The 20025-nt window shown below is 70.7% G+C and carries 15 protein-coding genes; 8 read left to right on the top strand and 7 right to left on the bottom strand.

Annotated elements, in window-relative coordinates:
- Positions 1-51: 51 nt before the first annotated feature.
- The 3 genes from M3667_RS05235 to M3667_RS05225 all read right to left on the bottom strand — a co-directional run bounded on the left by M3667_RS05235 (position 52) and on the right by M3667_RS05225 (position 3908).
- Complete coding sequence (locus M3667_RS05235) at positions 52-1425, bottom strand: AMP-binding protein (RefSeq protein WP_251506518.1); 1374 nt, start codon at positions 1423-1425, stop codon at positions 52-54.
- Between the two features lie 292 nt (positions 1426-1717).
- Positions 1718-2911: a chromate efflux transporter gene (gene chrA, locus M3667_RS05230; protein WP_251505911.1), complete on the bottom strand. Its 1194-nt coding sequence runs from the start codon at positions 2909-2911 to the stop codon at positions 1718-1720.
- A 40-nt stretch (positions 2912-2951) separates the two neighbouring features.
- A complete protein-coding gene (locus M3667_RS05225) occupies positions 2952-3908 on the bottom strand; it encodes a Gfo/Idh/MocA family protein (RefSeq protein WP_251505909.1) in 957 nt (318 codons plus the stop codon).
- A gap of 106 nt (positions 3909-4014) precedes the next feature.
- Here M3667_RS05225 and M3667_RS05220 point away from each other — a divergent pair, with 106 nt between their 5' ends.
- The 8 genes from M3667_RS05220 to M3667_RS05185 all read left to right on the top strand — a co-directional run bounded on the left by M3667_RS05220 (position 4015) and on the right by M3667_RS05185 (position 12612).
- Positions 4015-5169 (top strand): polysaccharide deacetylase family protein, encoded by a 1155-nt coding sequence (locus tag M3667_RS05220; RefSeq protein ID WP_251505906.1) that lies wholly within the window; start codon positions 4015-4017, stop codon positions 5167-5169.
- Between the two features lie 158 nt (positions 5170-5327).
- The gene (locus M3667_RS05215; protein WP_251505902.1) at positions 5328-6455 is read left to right on the top strand and encodes a glycosyltransferase family 2 protein; all 1128 of its coding nucleotides are present in this window, start codon (positions 5328-5330) and stop codon (positions 6453-6455) included.
- 34 nt (positions 6456-6489) lie between these two features.
- The gene (locus tag M3667_RS05210; protein ID WP_103206884.1) at positions 6490-6747 is read left to right on the top strand and encodes a glutaredoxin domain-containing protein; all 258 of its coding nucleotides are present in this window, start codon (positions 6490-6492) and stop codon (positions 6745-6747) included.
- 10 nt (positions 6748-6757) lie between these two features.
- Positions 6758-7696, top strand: coding sequence for a hypothetical protein (locus tag M3667_RS05205; protein WP_251505899.1), 939 nt, complete (start codon positions 6758-6760; stop codon positions 7694-7696).
- Between the two features lie 37 nt (positions 7697-7733).
- Entirely contained in the window at positions 7734-8972 is a 1239-nt protein-coding gene (locus tag M3667_RS05200) for an aminotransferase class V-fold PLP-dependent enzyme (protein WP_251506515.1), read from the top strand.
- 58 nt (positions 8973-9030) lie between these two features.
- Positions 9031-10779: a sodium:proton antiporter gene (locus tag M3667_RS16975; RefSeq protein ID WP_251505896.1), complete on the top strand. Its 1749-nt coding sequence runs from the start codon at positions 9031-9033 to the stop codon at positions 10777-10779.
- A 95-nt stretch (positions 10780-10874) separates the two neighbouring features.
- Positions 10875-11627, top strand: coding sequence for an SDR family NAD(P)-dependent oxidoreductase (locus M3667_RS05190; RefSeq protein ID WP_251505893.1), 753 nt, complete (start codon positions 10875-10877; stop codon positions 11625-11627).
- A gap of 508 nt (positions 11628-12135) precedes the next feature.
- Positions 12136-12612: a dehydrogenase gene (locus M3667_RS05185; RefSeq protein ID WP_251505888.1), complete on the top strand. Its 477-nt coding sequence runs from the start codon at positions 12136-12138 to the stop codon at positions 12610-12612.
- Between the two features lie 128 nt (positions 12613-12740).
- On the opposite strand, the gene M3667_RS05180 is transcribed toward M3667_RS05185, so the two are convergent.
- From M3667_RS05180 to M3667_RS05165, 4 genes are all read right to left on the bottom strand, one after another.
- Positions 12741-15080 (bottom strand): excinuclease ABC subunit UvrA, encoded by a 2340-nt coding sequence (locus M3667_RS05180; RefSeq protein WP_251505885.1) that lies wholly within the window; start codon positions 15078-15080, stop codon positions 12741-12743.
- Positions 15081-15297: 217 nt separating this feature from the next.
- Entirely contained in the window at positions 15298-16845 is a 1548-nt protein-coding gene (locus M3667_RS05175; RefSeq protein ID WP_251505883.1) for a DEAD/DEAH box helicase, read from the bottom strand.
- 184 nt (positions 16846-17029) lie between these two features.
- Complete coding sequence (locus tag M3667_RS05170) at positions 17030-17602, bottom strand: DNA-3-methyladenine glycosylase I (RefSeq protein WP_251505879.1); 573 nt, start codon at positions 17600-17602, stop codon at positions 17030-17032.
- Positions 17603-17723: 121 nt separating this feature from the next.
- Positions 17724-19826: an acyl-CoA dehydrogenase gene (locus M3667_RS05165; protein WP_251505876.1), complete on the bottom strand. Its 2103-nt coding sequence runs from the start codon at positions 19824-19826 to the stop codon at positions 17724-17726.
- Between the last annotated feature and the right edge of the window lie 199 nt (positions 19827-20025).

Genomic DNA, 20025 nt, shown 5'->3' with positions numbered 1-20025 from the left:
GCACCCACGAAGGGCGGGGCCGTCGCAAGACGCCCCGCCCTTCGTCGTGTGTCAGGCCGCGGCCTCGCGCGCGCGCAGGTCCTTCCGCAGGATCTTGCCCGAGGTCGACTTGGGGATGACGTCGATGAACTCGACCCGGCGCACCTTCTTGTGCGGAGCGACGTTCTCGGCGACGAAGCTCATCACGTCCTCCGCCGTCAGGCCGGCATCCGCAGCCGCCACCACGAAGGCCTTGGGGATCTCCTCGCCCTCGTCGTCGCGCACGCCGATGACCGCGGCATCCTGGACCTTCGGATGCGCCAGCAGCAGGGCTTCAAGCTCCGCCGGGGCGATCTGGTACCCGTGGTACTTGATGAGCTCCTTGAGCCGGTCGACGATCGTGAAGTACCCGTCGACGTGGTGCACGCCGATGTCGCCGGTGTGCAGGAAGCCGTCGGCGTCGAGCGTCTCGGCCGTCGCGTCGGGGCGGTTCAGGTAGCCGAGCATGACGTTCGGCCCGCGCACCCAGATCTCGCCCGGCGCAGTGAGACCGTCGTCGCCGTACTCCTCGAGCTCGGCGCCGGTCTCGGGATCGACGAGCTTCGCGTCGCAGTTGGGAATGAGCACGCCGACCGAGCTGACGGGCATGTCCGAGTTCCCGGGGATTGCGTGCGAGACGGGGCTGAGCTCGCTCATGCCGTAGCCCTGGTAGAACCGCGCGCCGATGCGTCGCCCGGCGGTCTCGGCCGTCTCCCCGTCGAGGGGCGCGGCCCCCGAGAACACGCTGTGCACGCTCGAGAGGTCGAACTGTTCGACGGCCGGGTGCTTGGCGAGCGCCACCGCGATCGGCGGGGCGATGAAGAGGAAGGTGCAGCGGCGATCCTGGATCGTCGTGAGGAAGTCGGTCAGGTCGAAGCGCGGCATGGTGACCAGGGCGGCGCGCTGGCGCAGCGCGAGGTTGAGCAGCACGGTCATGCCGTAGATGTGGAAGAACGGCAGCACCGCGAGCACCCGGTCGTCGCGGGCGATCTCGATCACGACCCGGCATTGCGCCACGTTGGCGACGAGGTTGCGGTGCGAGAGCATCACTCCCTTGGGCACACCCGTCGTCCCCGACGAATAGGGCAGCACCGCAATGTGGGTGGCGGGGTCGAACCGCACCTCCGGAGGCGTGCGCCCCTCGACGAGCAGCGAGCGCAGGTCGGGGTGTCCGTCGGCTCCGTCGAGCACGATGAGCTGATCGTCCGGGATGCCGACGGCGCGGGCCGCCTCGCGCGCCTGGGGCAGCAGCGGCGAGACGGTGACGAGCCACGTGGCTCGCGCGTCGCGGAGCTGGGTCTCGATCTCGCGCTCGGTGTAGAGGGAGTTGATCGTGGTGATGACCGACCCGGCGCGCAGGATGCCGTGGAAGACGGTGGCGAAGGCGGGGACGTTCGGGCACAGCATCGCCACGACCGTCTCGGTGTCGGCCCCCCCGGTGCGCGAGGGCCCCGGCGAAGGCGTCGACCTGCTGCCGCAGTGTGCCGTAGGTGGTCTCGGCCCCCGACGTCGGGTCGATCAGCGCGACGCGGGCCAGATCGGCGTCGTCGAGGGAGGCGAAGAGGTAGTCGTAGATGCTCTGGTCGGGGATCTCGACGCTCGGGTGGGGGCTGTGGAACACGGTTCTCTCCCTCGAGGATGCTCGCCGCGGCGCTGCGGTGTGCTCATCCTGGCATCGATCGCGACGTGTCGGGCCGACTCAGAGGAAGGCCAGAACCACTCCCCCGGCCGCGCCCACGATGACCACGGCCCATGCCGGCGCGCGGAACGCGGTCAGCAGCACGAAGCCCACCGCCGCCAGCAGGAACGGGCCCGGACCGGTCACCGCGGTCGTGAAGACCGGGGTGTAGAGGGCGGCGGCCAGGATGCCGACGACGGCCGCGTTCGCGCCGCGCATCGCCGCGCGCACCCGGGGCCTCTCGCGCACGGCATCCCAGAAAGGCAGGACTCCGACCAGTACGAGGAATCCGGGTGCGAAGATCGCGGCGAGCGCGAGGGCGGCACCCGCGACGCCCCCGGGGCCGACGTTTGAGATCGACCCGAGGTACGCCGCGAAGGTGAACAGCGGACCGGGCACGGCCTGCGCGGCGCCGTAGCCCGTGAGGAAGTCGCCCGACGACACCCATCCGGTCTCGACGACGCCCGCCTGCAGCAGCGGCAGGACGACGTGGCCTCCGCCGAACACGAGCGCCCCGGCGCGATAGAACGCGTCGAGCAGGTGCGCGGTGCCCGCCCCCGTCGCCGTCGCTGAGAGGGGGAGGGCGATCAGGAGCGCAGCGTAGGCGGCGAGACACGCGATCGCCACGGCCCGCGGCACCCCGAACGACGGCAGCCGCGGCCCCTCGGCCTCGGGCACCCCGCGCAGGAGCAGCAGCCCGCCCACGATGCCGACGGCGAGGGCGCCGAGCTGCCCCGGCGCCGCGGGCAGCAGCAGGGCGAGCCCGAGACCCGCCACCGCGATGCCCGCCCGGCGGGCGTCGGGGGTGAGGGTGCGCGCCATCCCCCACACGGCGTGCGCCACGATGGCCACCGCGACGATCTTGAGGCCCGACAGCACTCCGTCGCCGATCGGTCCCCCCACCAGCGCCGCTCCACCGGCGAACAGCACGAGCAGGATCGCGGAGGGAAGGGTGAAGGCGAGGAACGCGGCGAGCGCGCCGAGGATGCCCGCGCGCTGCAGACCCATGGCGAAGCCGACCTGGCTCGAAGCCGGTCCGGGCAAAAACTGGCACAGCGCGACGAGGTCGGCGTAGGCGCGGTCGTCCATCCACCGGCGTCGCACGACGAGGTCGTCGCGGAAGTAGCCGAGATGCGCGACGGGTCCCCCGAACGACGTCACTCCGAGGCGTAGGAACGCCCGGAACACCTCTCCCACCCGGCCGTCTCGCGTCATCCGCCGATCCTCTTCCTCAGGGGAAACGGGAGGTGAATCCTCAGACCAGCGGAACCGCGAGGATCTGGTCGATCGCCCGCAGCGTGAGACCGGTCAGCTCCTGATCGCGGGCGATGTCGACGCCGCCGATCGCCTCGCGGAAGCGCTCGATCTCTCCGACCATCGGGTTGTCGGGGGCTTCGACGCGGACGACCTCTGCCGCGCCCCCGCGCGGAGTGAGGGTCAGCAGTCGAGGGGCCTCGATCGCATCGATCGCGAGAGAGGCGTCTTCGCCCTGGATCTCGCTGAGCAGAGAGGTGTCGGTGATCTTCGACCACGCGACGTCGGCGAGAAAGCCGTCGTAGACGGCGAGCGCCGAACCGAGGCCGTCAGTCGCGGAGGCGATGCCGACGCGTGCGCCCTGCAGTGCGCGCGGCGCCCCGAACAGCCGCACCAGAACGTGCAACGGATAGACCCCGAGGTCGCGCAGCGCACTGCCGCCCAGCGCGGGGTCGAAGATGTTCGTCTGCTCCCCCGCGAGCACGTGGTCGTACCGCGCCGAGCGCTTCTCGTACCGGAACGAGACGCGACGCAGTCGTCCGAGCCGGGGCACGAGCCGCGCCACTTCCGCCAGCCCGGGGTCGTACGCACTGCGCATGGCCTCGAGCAGCACGACGCCCCGCTCGCGTGCGTGAGCGACCGCTGCATCCCACTCGTCCGCGGTCAGGACCGCGGGCTTCTCGACGAGGGCCGGGATGCCGGCATCCGCCGCTGCGCGCACCTGCTCCGCGTGCACGGCGTTCGGGCTCGCGAGGTACACGGCGTCGACGTCGGGGGCGGCGAGGAGGGCGTCGAGCCCCTCAGCGGTGCCGGGAGCCCCCACGCGATCGGCGAACTCCCGCGCCCGCGCCGCGTCGCGGGAGGCGACGCGCGACACCTCGACCCCGTCGACGACACCCACCGCGTGGGCGAACTGCTCGGAGATGGAACTCGTGCCGACGATGCCGATGCGGATCATTCCTTCATCCTCCCGCGACGGGCGGGCGCGGATCGAATCGCGTATCCGAGCGTTCGCGTCATCTCACTATGCTCTCGCCGATTCGCCCACCCGATCCCGAGGCCCCATGCACAGCACCCGAGTCGCGCAGCGCCGCCGCACATCGCGCGCCGTCCGTCGACGCCGCTCCGTCGTCGCCGCCGTCCTGTCCGTCGCCCTGATCGCCGCCGGCGTGACGGCCCTCGCGGTGACGCGCGGCGTCGCTCGGCCGGAGGCCGGCGCCTCGCCCACCGCGGAGGGTCCCACCCCGGCGGGGACGCCCACGCCGACTCCACTCACGCCGGCGGAGCAGCTCTTGGCGACCACCGCCGATCCGAACGCCTGCGCGGTGTCGTTCGAGGGTGATTCGCTCGCGCTCACCCCGCAGCTGCAGACCATCGGTGCGCGGTACGAGGCACTCCCCCTTCCCGCGCAGCCGGGTCGCGTCTTCGCCGGCTGGTACGCCGACGCGGGCGCGGCGAGCACCCTCTCGCTCGCGGAGCGCATCAACGGAGCCGACCTCGTCTCGTGCACCGATCGCCGGCGCACCCTGCACGCCGGGTGGACCACCCCCGAGGCCAACGCGGCAGAGCAGACGCGGCTGCCGATCCTGATGTACCACCAATTCACGCAGAAGCCCGGGGGCGAAGACGGCTGGCTCCGCCTCAACTACGCCTTCATCGGCGACTTCGATGCGCAGATGGCGTACGTGCAGGACGGCGGGTTCTACCTGCCGACGTGGGACGAGGTGAGCGCCTTCATCGACGGGCGCCTCTACCTGCCCCAGCGATCCGTCGTGGTCACCGACGACGACGCCGACAGCTCCTGGCTGGATCTCGCCGCCCCCATCGTCGCCGCGCGCGAGGTGCTCACGACCTCGTTCGTCATCACCTCCGTCCGCACCGCGCCCGCGCCCAACCCGTTCGTCCTGCAGCGCTCGCACACGCACGACATGCATCGAGCCGGGGCGAACGGCCGGGGGCGGATGGTCAACGAAGACGCCGCCACGATCGCGGCCGATCTCGAGCAATCGGCGCAGATCCTGGGGGCGAAGGAGGTCGTCGCTTATCCCTACGGACACTACGACGACACGACGAAGGAGGGGGTGCGGCGGGCCGGATTCGAACTCGGCCGCACGATCGAGCACGGCTACGTGCGCATCGGCACCGACAAGTTCGCCCTTCCCGTCATCCGCGTCAACTACGGCATGACGGTCGACGACCTGCGTGCGAGCATCGGGTGACGACACCGCGTTTTCGCCGTCTCACGGGCGGTTTCTCATGGATCGCTGGGGTGAACATCCGCTACCTCCCAGGGAACTCCGCCACAATCCCAGATTGAGCACGCGTCGGCCGGTCTACGCTGTGTATTTCTGACTTACCGACGAAAACGCGAGCACCCATGGATCTATCCGTCATCGTTCCGACCTTCAATGAAGGCCCGAACGTCGCCGAGTTGGTCCGGCGCACCACGCAGGCACTGCTCGGCCGCACGGTCGAGGTCATCTTCGTCGACGACTCCACCGACGACACTCCCGACATCATCCGGGCCGTGGCCGCCGGCGCCGAGATCCCCGTGCGCCTGATCCACCGCGACGACCCCGTGGGCGGTCTCGGCGGCGCCGTCGTCGAGGGCATCCGCGCTGCGGAGGCCGACCGGTGCGTGGTCATGGACGGCGATCTGCAGCACCCGCCCGAGGTCATCGCCGAGCTGCTCGCCCGCGCCGAAGAGGGCGACGCCGACGTCGTCGTGGCCTCGCGATACATCGCCGGTGGCACCTCCGACGGTCTGGCCAACGCCGTGCGCACCACGGTCTCGCGCGCGTCGACGCTGCTGACCAAGGCGATGTTCCCGAAGAAGCTGCACAACTGCTCCGACCCGATGACGGGCTTCTTCCTCGTCGACCGTCGCTCACTCGACATGGACACCCTGCAGCCCCGCGGCTTCAAGATCCTGCTCGAGATCCTCGCCCGCAAGCAGATGCGCGTGGCCGAGGTGCCGTTCTCGTTCGCTCCGCGCTTCGCCGGCGAATCCAAGGCGTCGTTCAGCCAGGGCATGCGCTTCCTCACCCAGCTGACCATGCTCCGCTTCGGCCGCATGTCGGCCTTCGCGCTCGTCGGCGGACTCGGCGCCCTCGCGAACCTGGCGATCATGTGGGCGCTGCAAGCCGTGGGCGTGCAGTACCTCATCGCCGCCGTCATCGCGAGCATCGTGACGATCGTGGCCAACTTCCTCGCCCTCGAGTACCTCGTCTTCGCCGACATGCGCGCGGAGTCGGGTCTCATGCGGCATCGCTTCATCAAGTCGTTCACGTTCAACGGCGTCGAGGCCATCGTGCGCATCCCGGTGATCTGGGTGCTCGTGAGCCAGGCGCACTTCCAGAGCGTCGTGGCTGCCGCGCTGACCCTCGTCGCCGCGTTCGTCGTGCGCTTCGTGTTCCACGCCCTCGTGGTCTATGCGCCCAAGAAGAGCCGCGTCAGCAAGGTCGTCCACGCCATCGAGCCCCTCGAAGACGAAGTCACGGCCTGACGCCCGGCTGCCGGGGGCGGCGTACGCTGGAGACATGTCCTCCGACGCACCCATCCGTATGTTCGGCGCCGACTGGTGCCGCGATTGCATCCGTACGAAGAAGCAGCTCGACGAGCTCGGCATCGACTACGAGTACATCGACCTCGTGGCCGACCCCTCGGCCGCCGACGTCGCCAAGGAGATCTCGGGTCGCACCAGCATCCCCGTGGTCGTCTACCCCGACTCCAGCCACCACGTCGAGCCCTCGAACGCCGACGTCGAGTCGAAGCTGCGCGAGCTCTCGCTGATCTGATCGGGTCGGCGTGACCCTCTCTGCCGCATGGCCGGTGCGCCGCGCGCTCACCGCAGAGCTCGGCACGGCGTTGCCCGCGTTCGTCGATCATCACGTGCACCTGCACCTGATCGACGCCGCAGGCCTGCCTTCTCGCGGGATCGCCGCGGTCGTCGACCTCGGCGGCGATCCGATGACCCTCGCCCGGCGCGGCTCCGGCCTGCCGCGGGTGTCGTTCGCCGGAGCCTTCCTGACCGCACCCGGCGGATACCCCTCGGGCAGGTCGTGGGCTCCGGCCGCCGTCGTGCGCACGATCACCGACGCGTCTCGGCATCCGGGAGTCGAGGGCGGAGCCCGCACCGCCGTGGATGAGCAGGCGGATGCCGGAGCCGCGGTCATCAAGATCGCCCTGCACGCCGACGCCGGGCCGGTGGTGTCCGACGAGGAGCTCGCGACCATCGTGACGTCGGCGCGGGAGCGCGGCCTACCGACCGTCGCGCACGCCCAGGGGCGCGAGCAGGTCGACCGGGCGATCGCGGCCGAAGTGGACGCGCTGGCGCACACGCCTTTCGACGAACCCGTGACCCGTCGACAGATCTCTCGCGCGGTGTCGGGCGGACAAGCGTGGATCTCGACGCTCGATATCCACCGGGGCGCCGACCGCGCGCAGGCGATCGCCAACCTCCGCGCCTTCGCCGCCCGCGGAGGGCGCGTGCTCTACGGCACCGACCTCGGCAACGGTTCGCTGCCCGTCGGGCTGAACCGCCGTGAGCTGCTCGCCCTGCACGAGGCCGGGGTGCGGGGAGACGCGCTCATCGACGCGCTGACCGATCCGTGGCCGTCGGTCCGGTCCGACGACGCGGTGTCGACGTTCATCGCGGGCCCCGCCCCCACCGACCCCGACGACGTGCCGACGTGGCTCAGCCGCGGAACCGTCGTCCCCACCGAGGAGCTCACCCGTGTCGACTGATCCCACCCCCGACTTCGGTTCCGTCGACGCGCTCGAGGTGCCCCACCACTCGCTCCGCGACGCCGCCGCACGTGCGGACGCGGCCGATCCCCTCGCCGCCCACCGCGACGCCTTCGTGGGCTCCGAGACCTCGCTGGTCTACTTCGACGGCAACTCGCTGGGCCGACCGCCGCGCGCCACGGCCGAGCGGCTCTCGCGCTTCGTCTCTGAGGAGTGGGGCGGTCGCCTCATCCGCGGGTGGGACGAGTCGTGGATGGAGCTGCCCTTCGCCGTTGGCGACCGCATCGGGCGGGTGGCCCTGGGCGCGGCATCCGGTCAGACCGTGATCGGCGACTCGACCACGGTGCTGCTGTACAAGCTGCTGCGCGCCGCACTCGACTTCCAGATGGCCGCCGACCCCGACCGGGTCGAGATCGTCGTGGGCCGAGACGACTTCCCCACCGATCGCTACCTCGTCGAGGGCATCGCCGCCGAGCGCGGTGCGCGTCTCGTGTGGGTCGACGTCGACACGACGCGGGGAGTGGATGCCGATCTGCTCGAAGCCGCCGTGAGTCGACGGACCGCGGTGGTGCTGCTCAGCCACGTGTCGTACCGCTCCGGATTCCTCGCCGACGGGGCCGAGCTCACCGCGATCGCGCATCGCGCCGGGGCCCTCGTGCTGTGGGACCTCTGCCACTCCGCCGGCTCGGTTCCGGTCGAGCTCGACGAATGGCAGGCCGATCTCGCCGTGGGCTGCACCTACAAGTACCTCAACGGCGGGCCCGGCTCCCCCGCCTTCGCGTACGTCGCCGCGCGCCACCAGGGGGTCCTCGCGCAACCCGTGCAGGGGTGGATGGGCGCGGCCGACGTGTTCTCGATGGGCCCGGTGTACCGGCCCGCCGAGGGCATGCGCCGCTTCCTGTCGGGCACTCCCCCGGTGCTCGCGATGATCGCGATGCAGGACACCCTCGACCTGCTCGAGGAGGCAGGTATCACCGCCGTGCGCGAGAAGTCGATCGCCCTGACGGAGTTCACCCTCCGTGCGAGCGATGCGCTGCTGGCGCCGCTCGGTGTGCGACTCGCCTCGCCTCGCGACCCCGCAGAGCGCGGCGGCCACATCACGCTGTCGCACCCCGCCATGCGCGCGGTGACGGCACGCCTGTGGCGTCAGGACGTCATCCCGGACTATCGCGACCCGCATGGGCTGCGGATCGGCCTGTCACCGCTGTCGACGAGCTTCACCGAGACCCTCACCGGCCTCGAGGCGGTCGCCGCCGCGGTCCGTGCCGAGAGCTGAGGGCTGACACCGGGCTCGCGCATCGAGGGCGCCGCGGGCGGAGGGCTAGCCTCGGAGGGTGATCGATCCCCTCCTCCTCGTCGTCGCCGGGGTGGTCGTGGTCGCCCTCGCCACCGTCATCGCGCCGCGCTTCAACGTCGCGGGGCCTCTCGTGCTGCTCGCGATCGGCGCGGCCGTGAGCCTGCTGCCGTTCGTGCCGCCCTTCGCGCTGAACCCCGAGGTCATCCTCATCGGCGTCCTCCCGCCCCTGCTGTACTCCGCGGCCGTGCAGCTGCCCGCGATCGAGTTCCGCCGCGACTTCGCCCCCATCGCGGGGCTCTCCGTACTGCTGGTGGTCTTCAGCTCGCTCGTGCTCGGGGTGTTCTTCTGGGCGGTCATCCCCGGGCTCGGCCTCGCGCTGGGCATCGCGCTGGGCGCGATCCTCAGTCCGACGGATGCCGTGGCCACCTCGATCGCGAAACGCCTCGGCATCTCGCCGCGGGTCGTGACCATGCTCGAGGGCGAGAGCCTGCTCAACGACGCCACTGCGCTGGTGATGCTGCGCACGGCGGTCGCCGCCGTGGCATCCGGATTCGCTTTCGGCGACGCGCTGGCCAACTTCGCCTGGGCCGTCGTGATCGCGCTCGCACTCGGCGCTGTCGTCGGCTGGGTGAACCTGCGCGTGCGCGAGCGCGTCACCAACTCGGCGGCCAACACCGCGCTGAGCTTCACGATCCCCTTCATCGCCTACCTCCCCACCGAGCACCTCGGCGGGTCGGGACTGGTCGCCGCCGTGGTCGCGGGGATCGTCACCGGCCAGGGCGCCGCGCGGCGTTTCACGCCCGAGCAGCGCATGAGCGACCGGCTCAACTGGCGCACAATCGAGCTGATCCTCGAGGGCGGGGTCTTCCTCGTGTTCGGCCTCGAGCTGAAGGACATCGTCACCGCCAACCTGCGCGAGCACGAGGGGCTCTGGCACGGCACGTGGCTCGCGCTCTCGGCCCTCGGCATCACCCTCGCGGTGCGCGCGGTCTACGTGTCGAACCTCGTCTGGGTGCAGGGTCGCCGCAGCCGGCGAGCCGACCGCCACCAGGAGCGGATCGACGGGGCCCAGGAGCGACTTGACCGCTTCGAGGAGGCGTACCGCAACGCGCCCGAGCAATTCGGGGCATCGGCGGGGAATCCCGAGCGTGCAGAGCGACGCATCGGCTGGATGCGCAGTCGCATCAGGCGCACCATGGCCGACCTGGACTACTACCGCGACACCCCGCTGGGCGCCCGCCACGGAACCGTCATCGTCTGGGCCGGTATGCGCGGTGTCGTCACGCTGGCTGCCGCGCAGACGCTGCCGACCGACACGTCGCAGCGGCCGCTGCTGATCTTCGTCGCGTTCCTCGTGGCACTGTTCAGCCTCGTGCTGCAGGGTCTCACCCTCGGGCCCGTCGTGCGCGCCGTCGGACTCACCGGCGAGGGCGGAGAGGGGCCGTCGCGCGAAGAACAGCAGGCTCTCGACCTCGAGCTGCGCGAGGCCGCCGTCGCCGCCGTGGCCTCGGGCGCGCTGACGCGGCGCAACGGCGACGCCTTCTCCCCCGAGCTGGTCGAGCGCGCCGGGGCCCTCGTCGTGCGCCCGCCCGACGAGGAGGCGACCGAGAGGGTGCGCGATCTGCTCGAGCTGCGCCTGGCCTCGATCGAAGCGATGCGTCATCGCCTCGGGGCGCTCAGCCGCGATGGCCGATACAGCACGGCTGCACTGCGGCACGCTCTCGCCGAGCTCGACGCCGACCAGCTCAGCCTCGAGCTGCGCATCGACGACGGCGACGACGACTGACGCGGAATACCCCGCCCCTCTCCGCCGTTTCCATTCATGCGCATGCGGTCACCGCGAAAGTCGTGGCGGCTCGACGGCGGGAGAGAAGAGCATCCATGAGCAGGTTCAGCCAGAAGGTCGCCCTCGTCACCGGAGGCGGAAGCGGAATCGGTGCCGAGATCGCACGGAAGCTGGCCGGCGAAGGCGCCTCGGTCGTCGTCACCGACATCAACGAGGACGCCGCGCAGAAGGTCGTCGCGCAGATCACCGAGGCCGGCGGAACCGCCGCCGCGTTCGCGCAGAACACCGCGAAGTGGCAGGACTCCGAAGCAGCCGTGGACTTCGCGAAGCAGACCTACGGCGGCCTCCACCTCGCCGTCAACAACGCCGGCATCGGTGGCCCGGCGGCCACCATCGGCGATTACGACGTCGATGCGTGGGACCGCGTGCGCTCGATCAACCTCGACGGCGTCTTCTACGGACTGAAGTTCCAGCTGCCCGCCATCGTCGCCTCGGGCGGCGGAGCGATCGTCAACATGGCGTCGGTGCTCGGCTCGGTCGGCATCGCTCAGAGCTCGGCCTACGTCGCCACCAAGCACGCGCTCGTCGGGCTGACCAAGGTCGCCGCTCTCGAATACACCGCGCAGGGTGTTCGCACCAACGCGGTCGGCCCCGGCTTCATCGACACCCCCCTCGTGCGCGCCAGCCTCTCGCCCGAAGCGCTCGCGGACCTCGAGACCGAGCACGCCGCCGGTCGCCTCGGAACGGATGCCGAAGTCGCCGCGCTCACGCTCTTCCTGCTGAGCGACGACGCGTCGTTCATCTCGGGCAGCTACCACCTCGTCGACGGCGGATACTCGGCCCACTGAGTTCGCCCCGTCGTTCCCGGGCCCGTCGCGCAGCGCGCGGCGGGCCCGCGGCGTCGATGGGCGATCGGTCGGGCGTCCCGCAGCGCGTGGCGGGCCCGCGGCGTCGATGGGCGATCGGTCGGGCGTCCCGCAGCGCGTGGCGGGCCCGCGGCGTCGGTGGGCGATCGGTCGGGCGTCCCGCAGCGCGTGGCGGGCCCGTGCCGCCGGTGGGCGATCGGTCGGGCGTCCCCGCGCGCGGCGGGCCCGTGCCGCCGGTGGGCGATCCGCGAGCGGAGTGCCGCGCGGCGCGGGGCTTGCACCGCCGGACAGGGGACGACGATCGATGGTGGGTCGGTCACCTCGCACCATGTCCCACATTCGGCTGGGTCAGGTCGCCCCAGACCGCACTTTTCGGGACACACACCGCTATAAGTGGGACGCGGGTGCGCTGAACACGGCCGGGACGCCGGCCGGCGGGAGAGAAGGGGATTCGCAGGGGTCGTGAGGCACAATGGACGCGGAGGTTTCCATGAGCGATCCGATCCCGACGATGCCGTCATCTGCGGATGCCGCCGGGACCAGCCCGGTGCCCCTCGCACACGCGGCGGCCGAGTGCCCGAAGTGCTTCACCGAGCTGCAGAGCGACCGCGACTGGTGGCGCGCCCGCCCCTCGGGTTCTCGCCTGGTGGGCTTGGTCGTGTCACGCCCCGACATGGGGTCGGTCAAGCAGCAGCGCGACGACCTGACCCGCTTCGGCGTGCCGATCGAGGGCTTCCGCCACCCCGCCCCCGAGACGCTCGAGGGGTGGGCGGGCCGCCTCGACCGGTTCTTCGGAACCCTCACGCGCGGCGACGTCCTCGTCGTCGCGAGCGTGCACGCGCTCGGACTCACGCGCGAAGACGAGACCCGCGCGGTCGCCGATCTGCGTCGCCGCGGCGTCATCGTCAAGGTGCTGTCGCACGGCGACCGTCACCTGCACGACGCGACGCTCCACACGCACAGCTGAGGCGCGGTCGCTCCGCCGCTGTCGCGAGGGAGATCTCTGAGCCTGTCGAAGGGACCGGGCGATTCGCTGGTTCCTACCGTGGTGGTGCGAAAGGCCCCCGAGCCCGTCGAAGGGTAACGGGGCTCCTCTCAGGCGCCGACGTAGCGCGCGAGATGCTCCCCCGTCAGGGTCGAGCGCTGCTCCACGAGCTGCGCGGGCGTCCCCTCGAACACGATCGAGCCGCCATCGCGGCCCGCCCCCGGGCCGAGGTCGATGATCCAGTCGGCGTGGGCCATGACGGCCTGGTGGTGCTCGATGACGACGACGGTGTTGCCGTCGTCCACCAGGCGGTCCAACAGCCGCAGCAGCGTGTCGACGTCGGCGAGGTGCAGGCCGGTGGTCGGCTCGTCGAGCACATAGACGGCGCCCGCCTTCGCCATCGAGATCGCGAGCTTCAACCGCTGCCGCTCGCCTCCCGACAGGGTGCTCAGCGACTGACCGAGGGTCAGGTAGCCGAGCCCCACATCGCGGAGGCGACCGAGCACCGCAGCGGCCGGCCCCTTCGTGAGGAACTCGGCTGCCTCGTCGACCGACATCGCGAGCACCTCGGCGATGTTCTTGCCGTCGAGGGTGTACGCGAGCACGTCGTCGGAGAAGCCGGTCCCGCCGCAGAGCTCGCACACGGTCTCGACCGTCGACTGGAAGCCCAACTGCGTGACGATGACGCCGAGGCCGCGACAGGCCGGGCAGGCGCCCTCGCTGTTCGCGCTGAACAGGGCGGGTTTGACCCCGTTGGCCTTCGCGAACGCCGCGCGCACGGCGTCGAGGATGCCGGTGTACGTGGCGGGACTGCTGCGCCGCGATCCCTTGATCGCGGTCTGGTCGACGACCACGACATCGTCGAACGCGGGCAGGTTGCCGTGGATGAGAGACGACTTACCGGAGCCGGCGACCCCCGTGACCACGGTCAACACCCCACGTGGCACGTCGACGTCGACGCCTCGGAGGTTGTGCTGGGTCGCGCCGCGGATCGGCATGGATCCGGTGGTCGACCGGACCTTCTCACGCAGCTGGGCCCGATGGTCGAGGAAGCGCCCGGTGAGGGTGTCGGAGGCACGGAGTCCTGCGACGTTACCCTCGAACTGGATCGTGCCACCTGCACGCCCCGCTCGCGGGCCCAGGTCGACCACGTGATCGGCGATCTCGATGACCTCGGGCTTGTGCTCGACCACGAGCACGGTGTTGCCCTTGTCGCGCAACTGCAGAAGGGTCTCGTTCATGCGCTGGATGTCGTGCGGGTGCAGCCCCGCGGTCGGTTCGTCGAAGACGTAGGTGATGTCGCTCAGGCTCGAGCCGAGGTGCCGGATCATCTTCGTGCGCTGCGCCTCACCGCCCGACAGCGTCCCGCTCGCGCGGTCGAGTGACAGGTAACCGAGGCCGATGTGCACGAAGGAGTCGAGCGTCTCGCGAAGGCCCTGCACGAGGGGCGCGACCGACGGATCGTCGACCGTGCGCACCCAGGCGGCGAGATCGGTGATCTGCATGGCCGCGGCATCCGCGATGTTCACGCCGTCGATGCGCGACGAGCGAGCACCCTCGTTGAGCCGGGTGCCCTCGCAGGCCGGGCAGGCGACGAACGTGACCGCGCGGTCGACGAAGGCGCGGATGTGGGGCTGGAGCGCGTCGCGGTCTTTCTGCAGCATCGACTTCGTGATCTTGGGCACGAGGCCCTCGTAGGTCATGTTGGTGTTCGCGATGCGGATCTTGGTCTGCTCGCGGTACAGGAAGTCGTTGCGCTCCTGCTCGGTGAACTGCTCGATCGGCTTGTCGGCGTCGAAGAAGCCCGATTCGCTGAAGACGCGCACCATCCAGCCGTCGGCGGTGTAGCCCGGCACGAGGATGGCGCCGGCGTTGAGCGACAGCGTCTTGTCGACCAGCTGATCGAGATCGATGTCGCTGACCTGACCGAGTCCCTCGCACTCGGGGCACATGCCGCCGGTGATCTCGAACGAGCGGCGCTCCTTCTGCCCCTTCTTCGCACCGGTCGCAATGGTCACGGCACCCGCGCCCGAGATGGACGGGACGTTGAACGAGAACGCCTGCGACGAGCCGACGTGCGGCTGCCCGATCCTGCTGAACAGCACGCGCAGCATCGCGTGCACGTCGGTGGCCGTGCCGACCGTGGAGCGCGCGTTGGCGCCCATGCGCTCTTGATCGACGCGGATGGTGGCGCTGAGGTTCTCGAGCGCGTCGACGTCGGGCCGCGACAGCTCGCCCATGAACTGCTGCACGAACGTGGGGTAGGTCTCGTTGATGAGCCGCTGCGACTCGGCCGCGATCGTTCCGAACACGAGCGACGACTTGCCCGACCCGCTGACCCCGGTGAACACGGTGAGCCGACGCTTGGGCACGTCGAGGTCGACGTTCTTCAGGTTGTTCTCGCGGGCCCCGCGCACGCGGATGACGTCGTGGGCGTCGGATTCGGTCATGAACGTCTCCTCGGGATCGACCCCAGTGTGGCGGAGACCTCCGACATCCGCGAGGCGCGGCGGCTCTCGGCGCCCGGCGCGGTGCCGTCTGCATCCCCGCACCACGGCAGCCGGCTCCCGAGCTCCCGCGCCGTCGTCCGCAATTACACGACGGCTCCCCGACCGGAGACGACGATGCCCCCGCAGACGGAGCTGCGGGGGCATCGGGAGGATCGACTCAGCCCTGGGCGCGACGGTTCGTGCGGGGGCTGCGTGCTCCGACGACCATGCCGGTCGTGGGGGTTCCGGATGCCGAGCGGCCGGCGCCCTGCGGACGACCTGCACCCGTGCGCTGACCACCGGCGGCCGACTGGCCGCGGCCCGCGCCGGAGGAACGCTGGCCCTGGGCGCGACCGCCCTGCGGGGCGCGCCCGGCGGCGGGAGCATCGGCACCCTGGGCGCTGCCACCCCGACCGCGGCGCTGGCGACCGCCACCGGCTGCGGGAGCCACGGCATCCGCGCCCTGCGTGCGCTGTGCACGCTTGCGCTGGGCGTTGGCGCCCTGCGAGCGACCGCCTCCCTGCGGCTGGGCCACGATGGGCTCGGGCTTGACGTAGGCGGCGACCTCGCCGACGAGCGCGACGACTTCGGGAGAGGTCGGGGTCACGGCCGTGGGCGTGGCCGAGATCTTGGCCTTGCGCAGGATGTCGAGGGTGTCGCGACGCTGCTCGGGGAGCATGATCGTGACGACGTCACCGGCGGTGCCGGCACGGGCGGTACGGCCCGAGCGGTGCAGGTACGCCTTGTGCTCGACGGGCGGGTCGACGTGGACGACGAGCTCGACACCGTCGACGTGCACGCCGCGGGCGGCGACGTCGGTGGCGACGAGCACCTTGGCGCGTCCGTCGCCGAAGGCGGCGAGGTTGCGGTCGCGCTGCGGCTGCGACAGGTTTCCGTGCAGGTCGACCGAGGGGATGCCCGCGGCCGTGAGGGCCTTCGCGAGCTTCTTGGCCTGGTGCTTGGTCCGCATGAAGAGGATGCGGCGCGCGGTGCCCGAGGCGAGCGTCTGCACGAGGTCCTTCTTGGCGTCGGCGTCGGCGGGAGCGAAGACGTGGTGGGTCATCGCCGCGACGTGCGAGTGCGCCTCGTCGACCGAGTGCAGCACCTCGTTGCGCAGGAAGCGCTTGACGAGCTTGTCCACACCGTTGTCGAGGGTGGCCGAGAACAGCAGGCGCTGACCACCGGCGGGCGTGCGCGACAGCAGACGCGTCACGCCGGGGAGGAAGCCGAGGTCGGCCATGTGGTCGGCCTCGTCGAGCACGGTGATCTCGATGTCGTCGAGGCTCGCATAGCCCTGACCGATGAGGTCTTCGAGGCGACCGGGGCATGCGACCAGGATGTCGACTCCTCCGGCGAACGCGTCGACCTGGCGCTTCTGGTTCACGCCGCCGTAGACGGTGGTCGTGACCAGGCCGTAGGCCGCGGCGAGGGGCTTGATGACCTCGTCGATCTGGTTGGCGAGCTCACGGGTGGGGGCGAGCACGAGCGCACGGGGCTTGCGGCCACGACGGCGGTCGTTCTTGCCGGCGAGGCGGGCGACGAGGGGAAGCGCGAAGGCGAGGGTCTTGCCCGAGCCCGTCTTGCCGCGGCCGAGCACGTCGCGGCCGGCCAGGGTGTCGGGCAGGGTGTCGGCCTGGATGGGGAACGCGTCGTTCTTGCCCTGCGAGGCGAGAACGTCGACGAGAGGGGCGGGCACGCCGAAGTCGGCGAAAGTCTGGGACGTCATCAATACTCCTGCCGCGGCGCACGCGCGCACGGCGATTCGGGATGCCGCGAAGCCGCGGCCAAGTGGGCGAAGGCGCCGAGTGGCGCATCCGTTCGCCGTGAAGGTCAAAGGCCCGAAAGAAGGGGCCGGTGCGTTCGACGACGCAGGGAGCGAAGGCTCCCGATGAGACCAGTCTAGCGGGGCGTCACGCCTCCGCGCGCCAGCACCCCGCGACGTGGTCGTCGACCATGCCCGCGGACTGCATGAGCGCGTACATCGTGGTGGGCCCGACGAAGCGGAAACCACGGCGCCGCAGCTCTTTGCTCAAGGCGGTCGACTCGGCGGTGACGGCGGGCACTTCGGCGAACGTGCGGGGAGGGGTGTGCGCCACCGGCGCGAACGACCACATCAGCGCATCGAGCTCGCCGTCGGCCATGCCGTCGACCAGGCCGGCGTTGCCGATCACGGCCTCGATCTTGGCGCGATTGCGGATGATCCCGGCATCCTGCATCAAGCTCTCGACGTCGTCGGGGCCGAAGGCGGCGACCACCGCCGGATCGAAGTCGCGGAACACCTCGCGGAAACGCGGGCGCTTGCGCAGGATCGTGATCCAGGCGAGCCCGGCCTGGAAGCCCTCGAGGCTCATCTTCTCGAACAGGCGGCGGTCGCCGTGCAGCGCCGTGCCCCACTCTTCATCGTGGTAGCGCTGGTACTCGACGTCGTTGCCCGCCCAGGCGCAGCGCCGGATGCCGTCGGCTCCGGTCACGAGATCGGTCATGGGACCCAGGCTAGAGGGGGCCTCCGACACCGCGGCATCCGGAGCCTCGTCCTGCCCCGAGAACGGGGCCGCACGAGACAGGCCGACCCGTCGCGGATCGGCCCGTTCTCGCGCGGATGGGTTACTTGCCGGGCTTCTTCTCCGGCACGGGAGCCGTGCCCGACGCCTTCAGTTCGGCGTAGTACGCGGCCGCCTCGTTCTGGCGGTCGTCCTCGACACCCGAGGCGATCGACGCCCGGATGTGCTCGGGACCGTAGCCGAACGCGTCGACCAGGTCTTGCGCGTGCGGGCGCAGACGACGGCACAGGCGGTCGATGTAGCTCGACACCGCGGCCCCGCGCTGCGCGGAGAGGCGGCCGTTGATGAGGTACCAGGCGAGGTGCTTCTCGATGAGCTGCAGGCCGAAGAGGTCGCGCAGCCAGGTGAGCACCGTGAGCGTGTCGCGGTCGGTGATGCGGTTGATGGCATCGGTGAACGCCTCCCACTGCAGCAGTTCGCCGTGCGCGCGCGCCGCTTCGATCAGCTGCGCCTGATTCTCGTTGAACAGCGCCGCCGCATCTTCGCGCGAGAGCTTGGATGCCGGACGCAGGCGCCCCGCGATGTCGGCGATCATCTGCTGCACACGGTCGGCGAGCAGCTCGTGCTGCTGCTCGGCGCGCAGGCCCCGCTCGACCGCACGAGCAGTGGAGCCGAAGTCGGACACGGCCTGGCCGAGCTGACGCATGCCCGCGCCGTGGAACAGCTTGCCGGCGGTCTGACCGACCGCGAAGGCGGCCAGCTGCTTGGCGTCCTTGCCCTTGAACTGCCGCGCGTAGTCGGCGAGCAGTCGCTTGCCGACGAGCTGCAGCAGGATGTTGTTGTCGCCCTCGAACGTCACGTAGATGTCGAGGTCGGCGCGCAGGCCCACGAGGCGGTTTTCGAAGAGGAAGCCCTGCCCGCCGCACGCCTCGCGCGACTCCTGCAGGGTGTCGAGCGCGTGCCAGGTCGACAGCGGCTTGAGTGCTGCGGCGAGGGTCTCGAGGTCTTCGCGGTCGGCGTCGGTGTCGAGGCGACCGCTGAAGACGCCGTCGAACTTCTGCAGGAACTCGTCGTGGGCGAAGATCTGCGCATAGGTGGTGGCCAGACGCGGGAGCAGGCGACGCTGGTGCTTGCCGTAGTCGAGCAGGGTCACCTCGGGGGTGCCGCTGCCGGAGTCGAACTGACGACGCTGGTTGCCGTAGGTGATGGCGATCGTGAGGCCGATGGCCGAGGCCCAGGCCGCGGCACCGTCGAGCGACACGCGACCCTGCACGAGAGTGCCGAGCATCGTGAAGAAGCGACGACCGGGGCTGGCGATGTCGCTCGAGTAGGTGCCGTCGGCGGCGACGTCGCCGTAGCGGTTCAGCAGGTTGGTACGCGGGACGCGCACGTGGTCGAAGTGGAGTCGGCCGTTGTCGATGCCGTTCAGGCCGCCCTTGAGGCCGTCGTCCTCACCGCCGATGCCGGGGAGGAAGTTGCCCTCGTCGTCACGCAGCGGCACGTAGAAGCAGTGCACGCCGTGGTTGACGCCCTCGGTGATGAGCTGGGCGAAGACCGTCGCCGCCTTGCCGTGCAGGGCCGCGTTGCCGAGGTAGTCCTTCCACGCACCGCGGAACGGCGTGTGGATGACGAACTCCTCGGTCGCGGGGTCGTAGGTCGCGGTGGTGCCGATGGCCGACACGTCGGAGCCGTGCCCGGTCTCGGTCATCGCGAAGGCGCCCGGGATGTCGAGGCTCATGATGCCCGGGAGCCACTTGTCGTGGTGCTCGCGCGTGCCCAGCTGCAGCACCGCCGAGCCGAACAAGCCCCACTGCACGCCCGACTTGATCTGCAGGCTCGGGTCGGCGGCGACGAGTTCTTCGAACCCGGCGATGTTGGCGCCGTTGTTCTCTTCGCCCCCGAAACGCTTCGGGAAGGCGCGGTGCACGGCCTTGTTCTGCACCAGCAGGTGCAGCTGGCTGAGGGTGCGCTCGCGGTGCGCATCCATGCCGAGGCTGTCGTCGCGCCAAAGGGCGGGATCCTTGATCAGCTCGCGCGCCTGGCGGCGGGTGTCGCCCCAGGTGCCGAGCAGCAGGTCGGTGACCCGCTCGGTATCGATACGCGCCTCGGAGGCCTCGGCGGCGGAGTGCGGCGCGGTGGGCGCACCCCCGACGGGCGTACGCGTGCTCGTGGCGGGCGTGGTGGGACGGACGGCGGCGTCGGTCATTCTCGGCACCTTTCGACGTTGCAAAGGACGTCTCTTACGGTAGGTGTCCCACAACGACAACCCAAACCTCCTGTGCGATCCGCACAACACCGGCGGGCCCCGCTGCGAGAGGTCGTTGTGGGTGGTCAACATTCCCGTGAGAGGGCTGAGCGATCGCGCGTGACCGGTGGCTTCGACGGGCTCCTCCACCTCGGCTAGG

It is taken from the genome of Microbacterium sp. P26 (genome assembly GCF_023712585.1).
Lineage (GTDB): Bacteria > Actinomycetota > Actinomycetes > Actinomycetales > Microbacteriaceae > Microbacterium > Microbacterium algihabitans_A.
Note: the sequence above shows the minus strand (reverse complement) of the source record. Positions and strands in the feature narration are given on the sequence as shown.

What these genes read in the sequence shown, in the direction of transcription:
- M3667_RS05225 (WP_251505909.1), bottom strand. Translation starts at nt 3,908, where the DNA reads ATGATCCGCATCGGCATCGTCGGCACGAGTTCCATCTCCGAGCAGTTC.
- M3667_RS05180 (WP_251505885.1), bottom strand. Translation starts at nt 15,080, where the DNA reads ATGACCGAATCCGACGCCCACGACGTCATCCGCGTGCGCGGGGCCCGC.
- M3667_RS05235 (WP_251506518.1), bottom strand. Translation starts at nt 1,425, where the DNA reads ATGCTGTGCCCGAACGTCCCCGCCTTCGCCACCGTCTTCCACGGCATC.
- M3667_RS05190 (WP_251505893.1), top strand. Translation starts at nt 10,875, where the DNA reads ATGAGCAGGTTCAGCCAGAAGGTCGCCCTCGTCACCGGAGGCGGAAGC.
- M3667_RS05175 (WP_251505883.1), bottom strand. Translation starts at nt 16,845, where the DNA reads ATGACGTCCCAGACTTTCGCCGACTTCGGCGTGCCCGCCCCTCTCGTC.
- M3667_RS05170 (WP_251505879.1), bottom strand. Translation starts at nt 17,602, where the DNA reads ATGACCGATCTCGTGACCGGAGCCGACGGCATCCGGCGCTGCGCCTGG.
- M3667_RS05220 (WP_251505906.1), top strand. Translation starts at nt 4,015, where the DNA reads ATGCACAGCACCCGAGTCGCGCAGCGCCGCCGCACATCGCGCGCCGTC.
- M3667_RS05215 (WP_251505902.1), top strand. Translation starts at nt 5,328, where the DNA reads ATGGATCTATCCGTCATCGTTCCGACCTTCAATGAAGGCCCGAACGTC.
- M3667_RS05210 (WP_103206884.1), top strand. Translation starts at nt 6,490, where the DNA reads ATGTCCTCCGACGCACCCATCCGTATGTTCGGCGCCGACTGGTGCCGC.
- chrA (WP_251505911.1), bottom strand. Translation starts at nt 2,911, where the DNA reads ATGACGCGAGACGGCCGGGTGGGAGAGGTGTTCCGGGCGTTCCTACGC.
- M3667_RS05185 (WP_251505888.1), top strand. Translation starts at nt 12,136, where the DNA reads ATGAGCGATCCGATCCCGACGATGCCGTCATCTGCGGATGCCGCCGGG.
- M3667_RS05165 (WP_251505876.1), bottom strand. Translation starts at nt 19,826, where the DNA reads ATGACCGACGCCGCCGTCCGTCCCACCACGCCCGCCACGAGCACGCGT.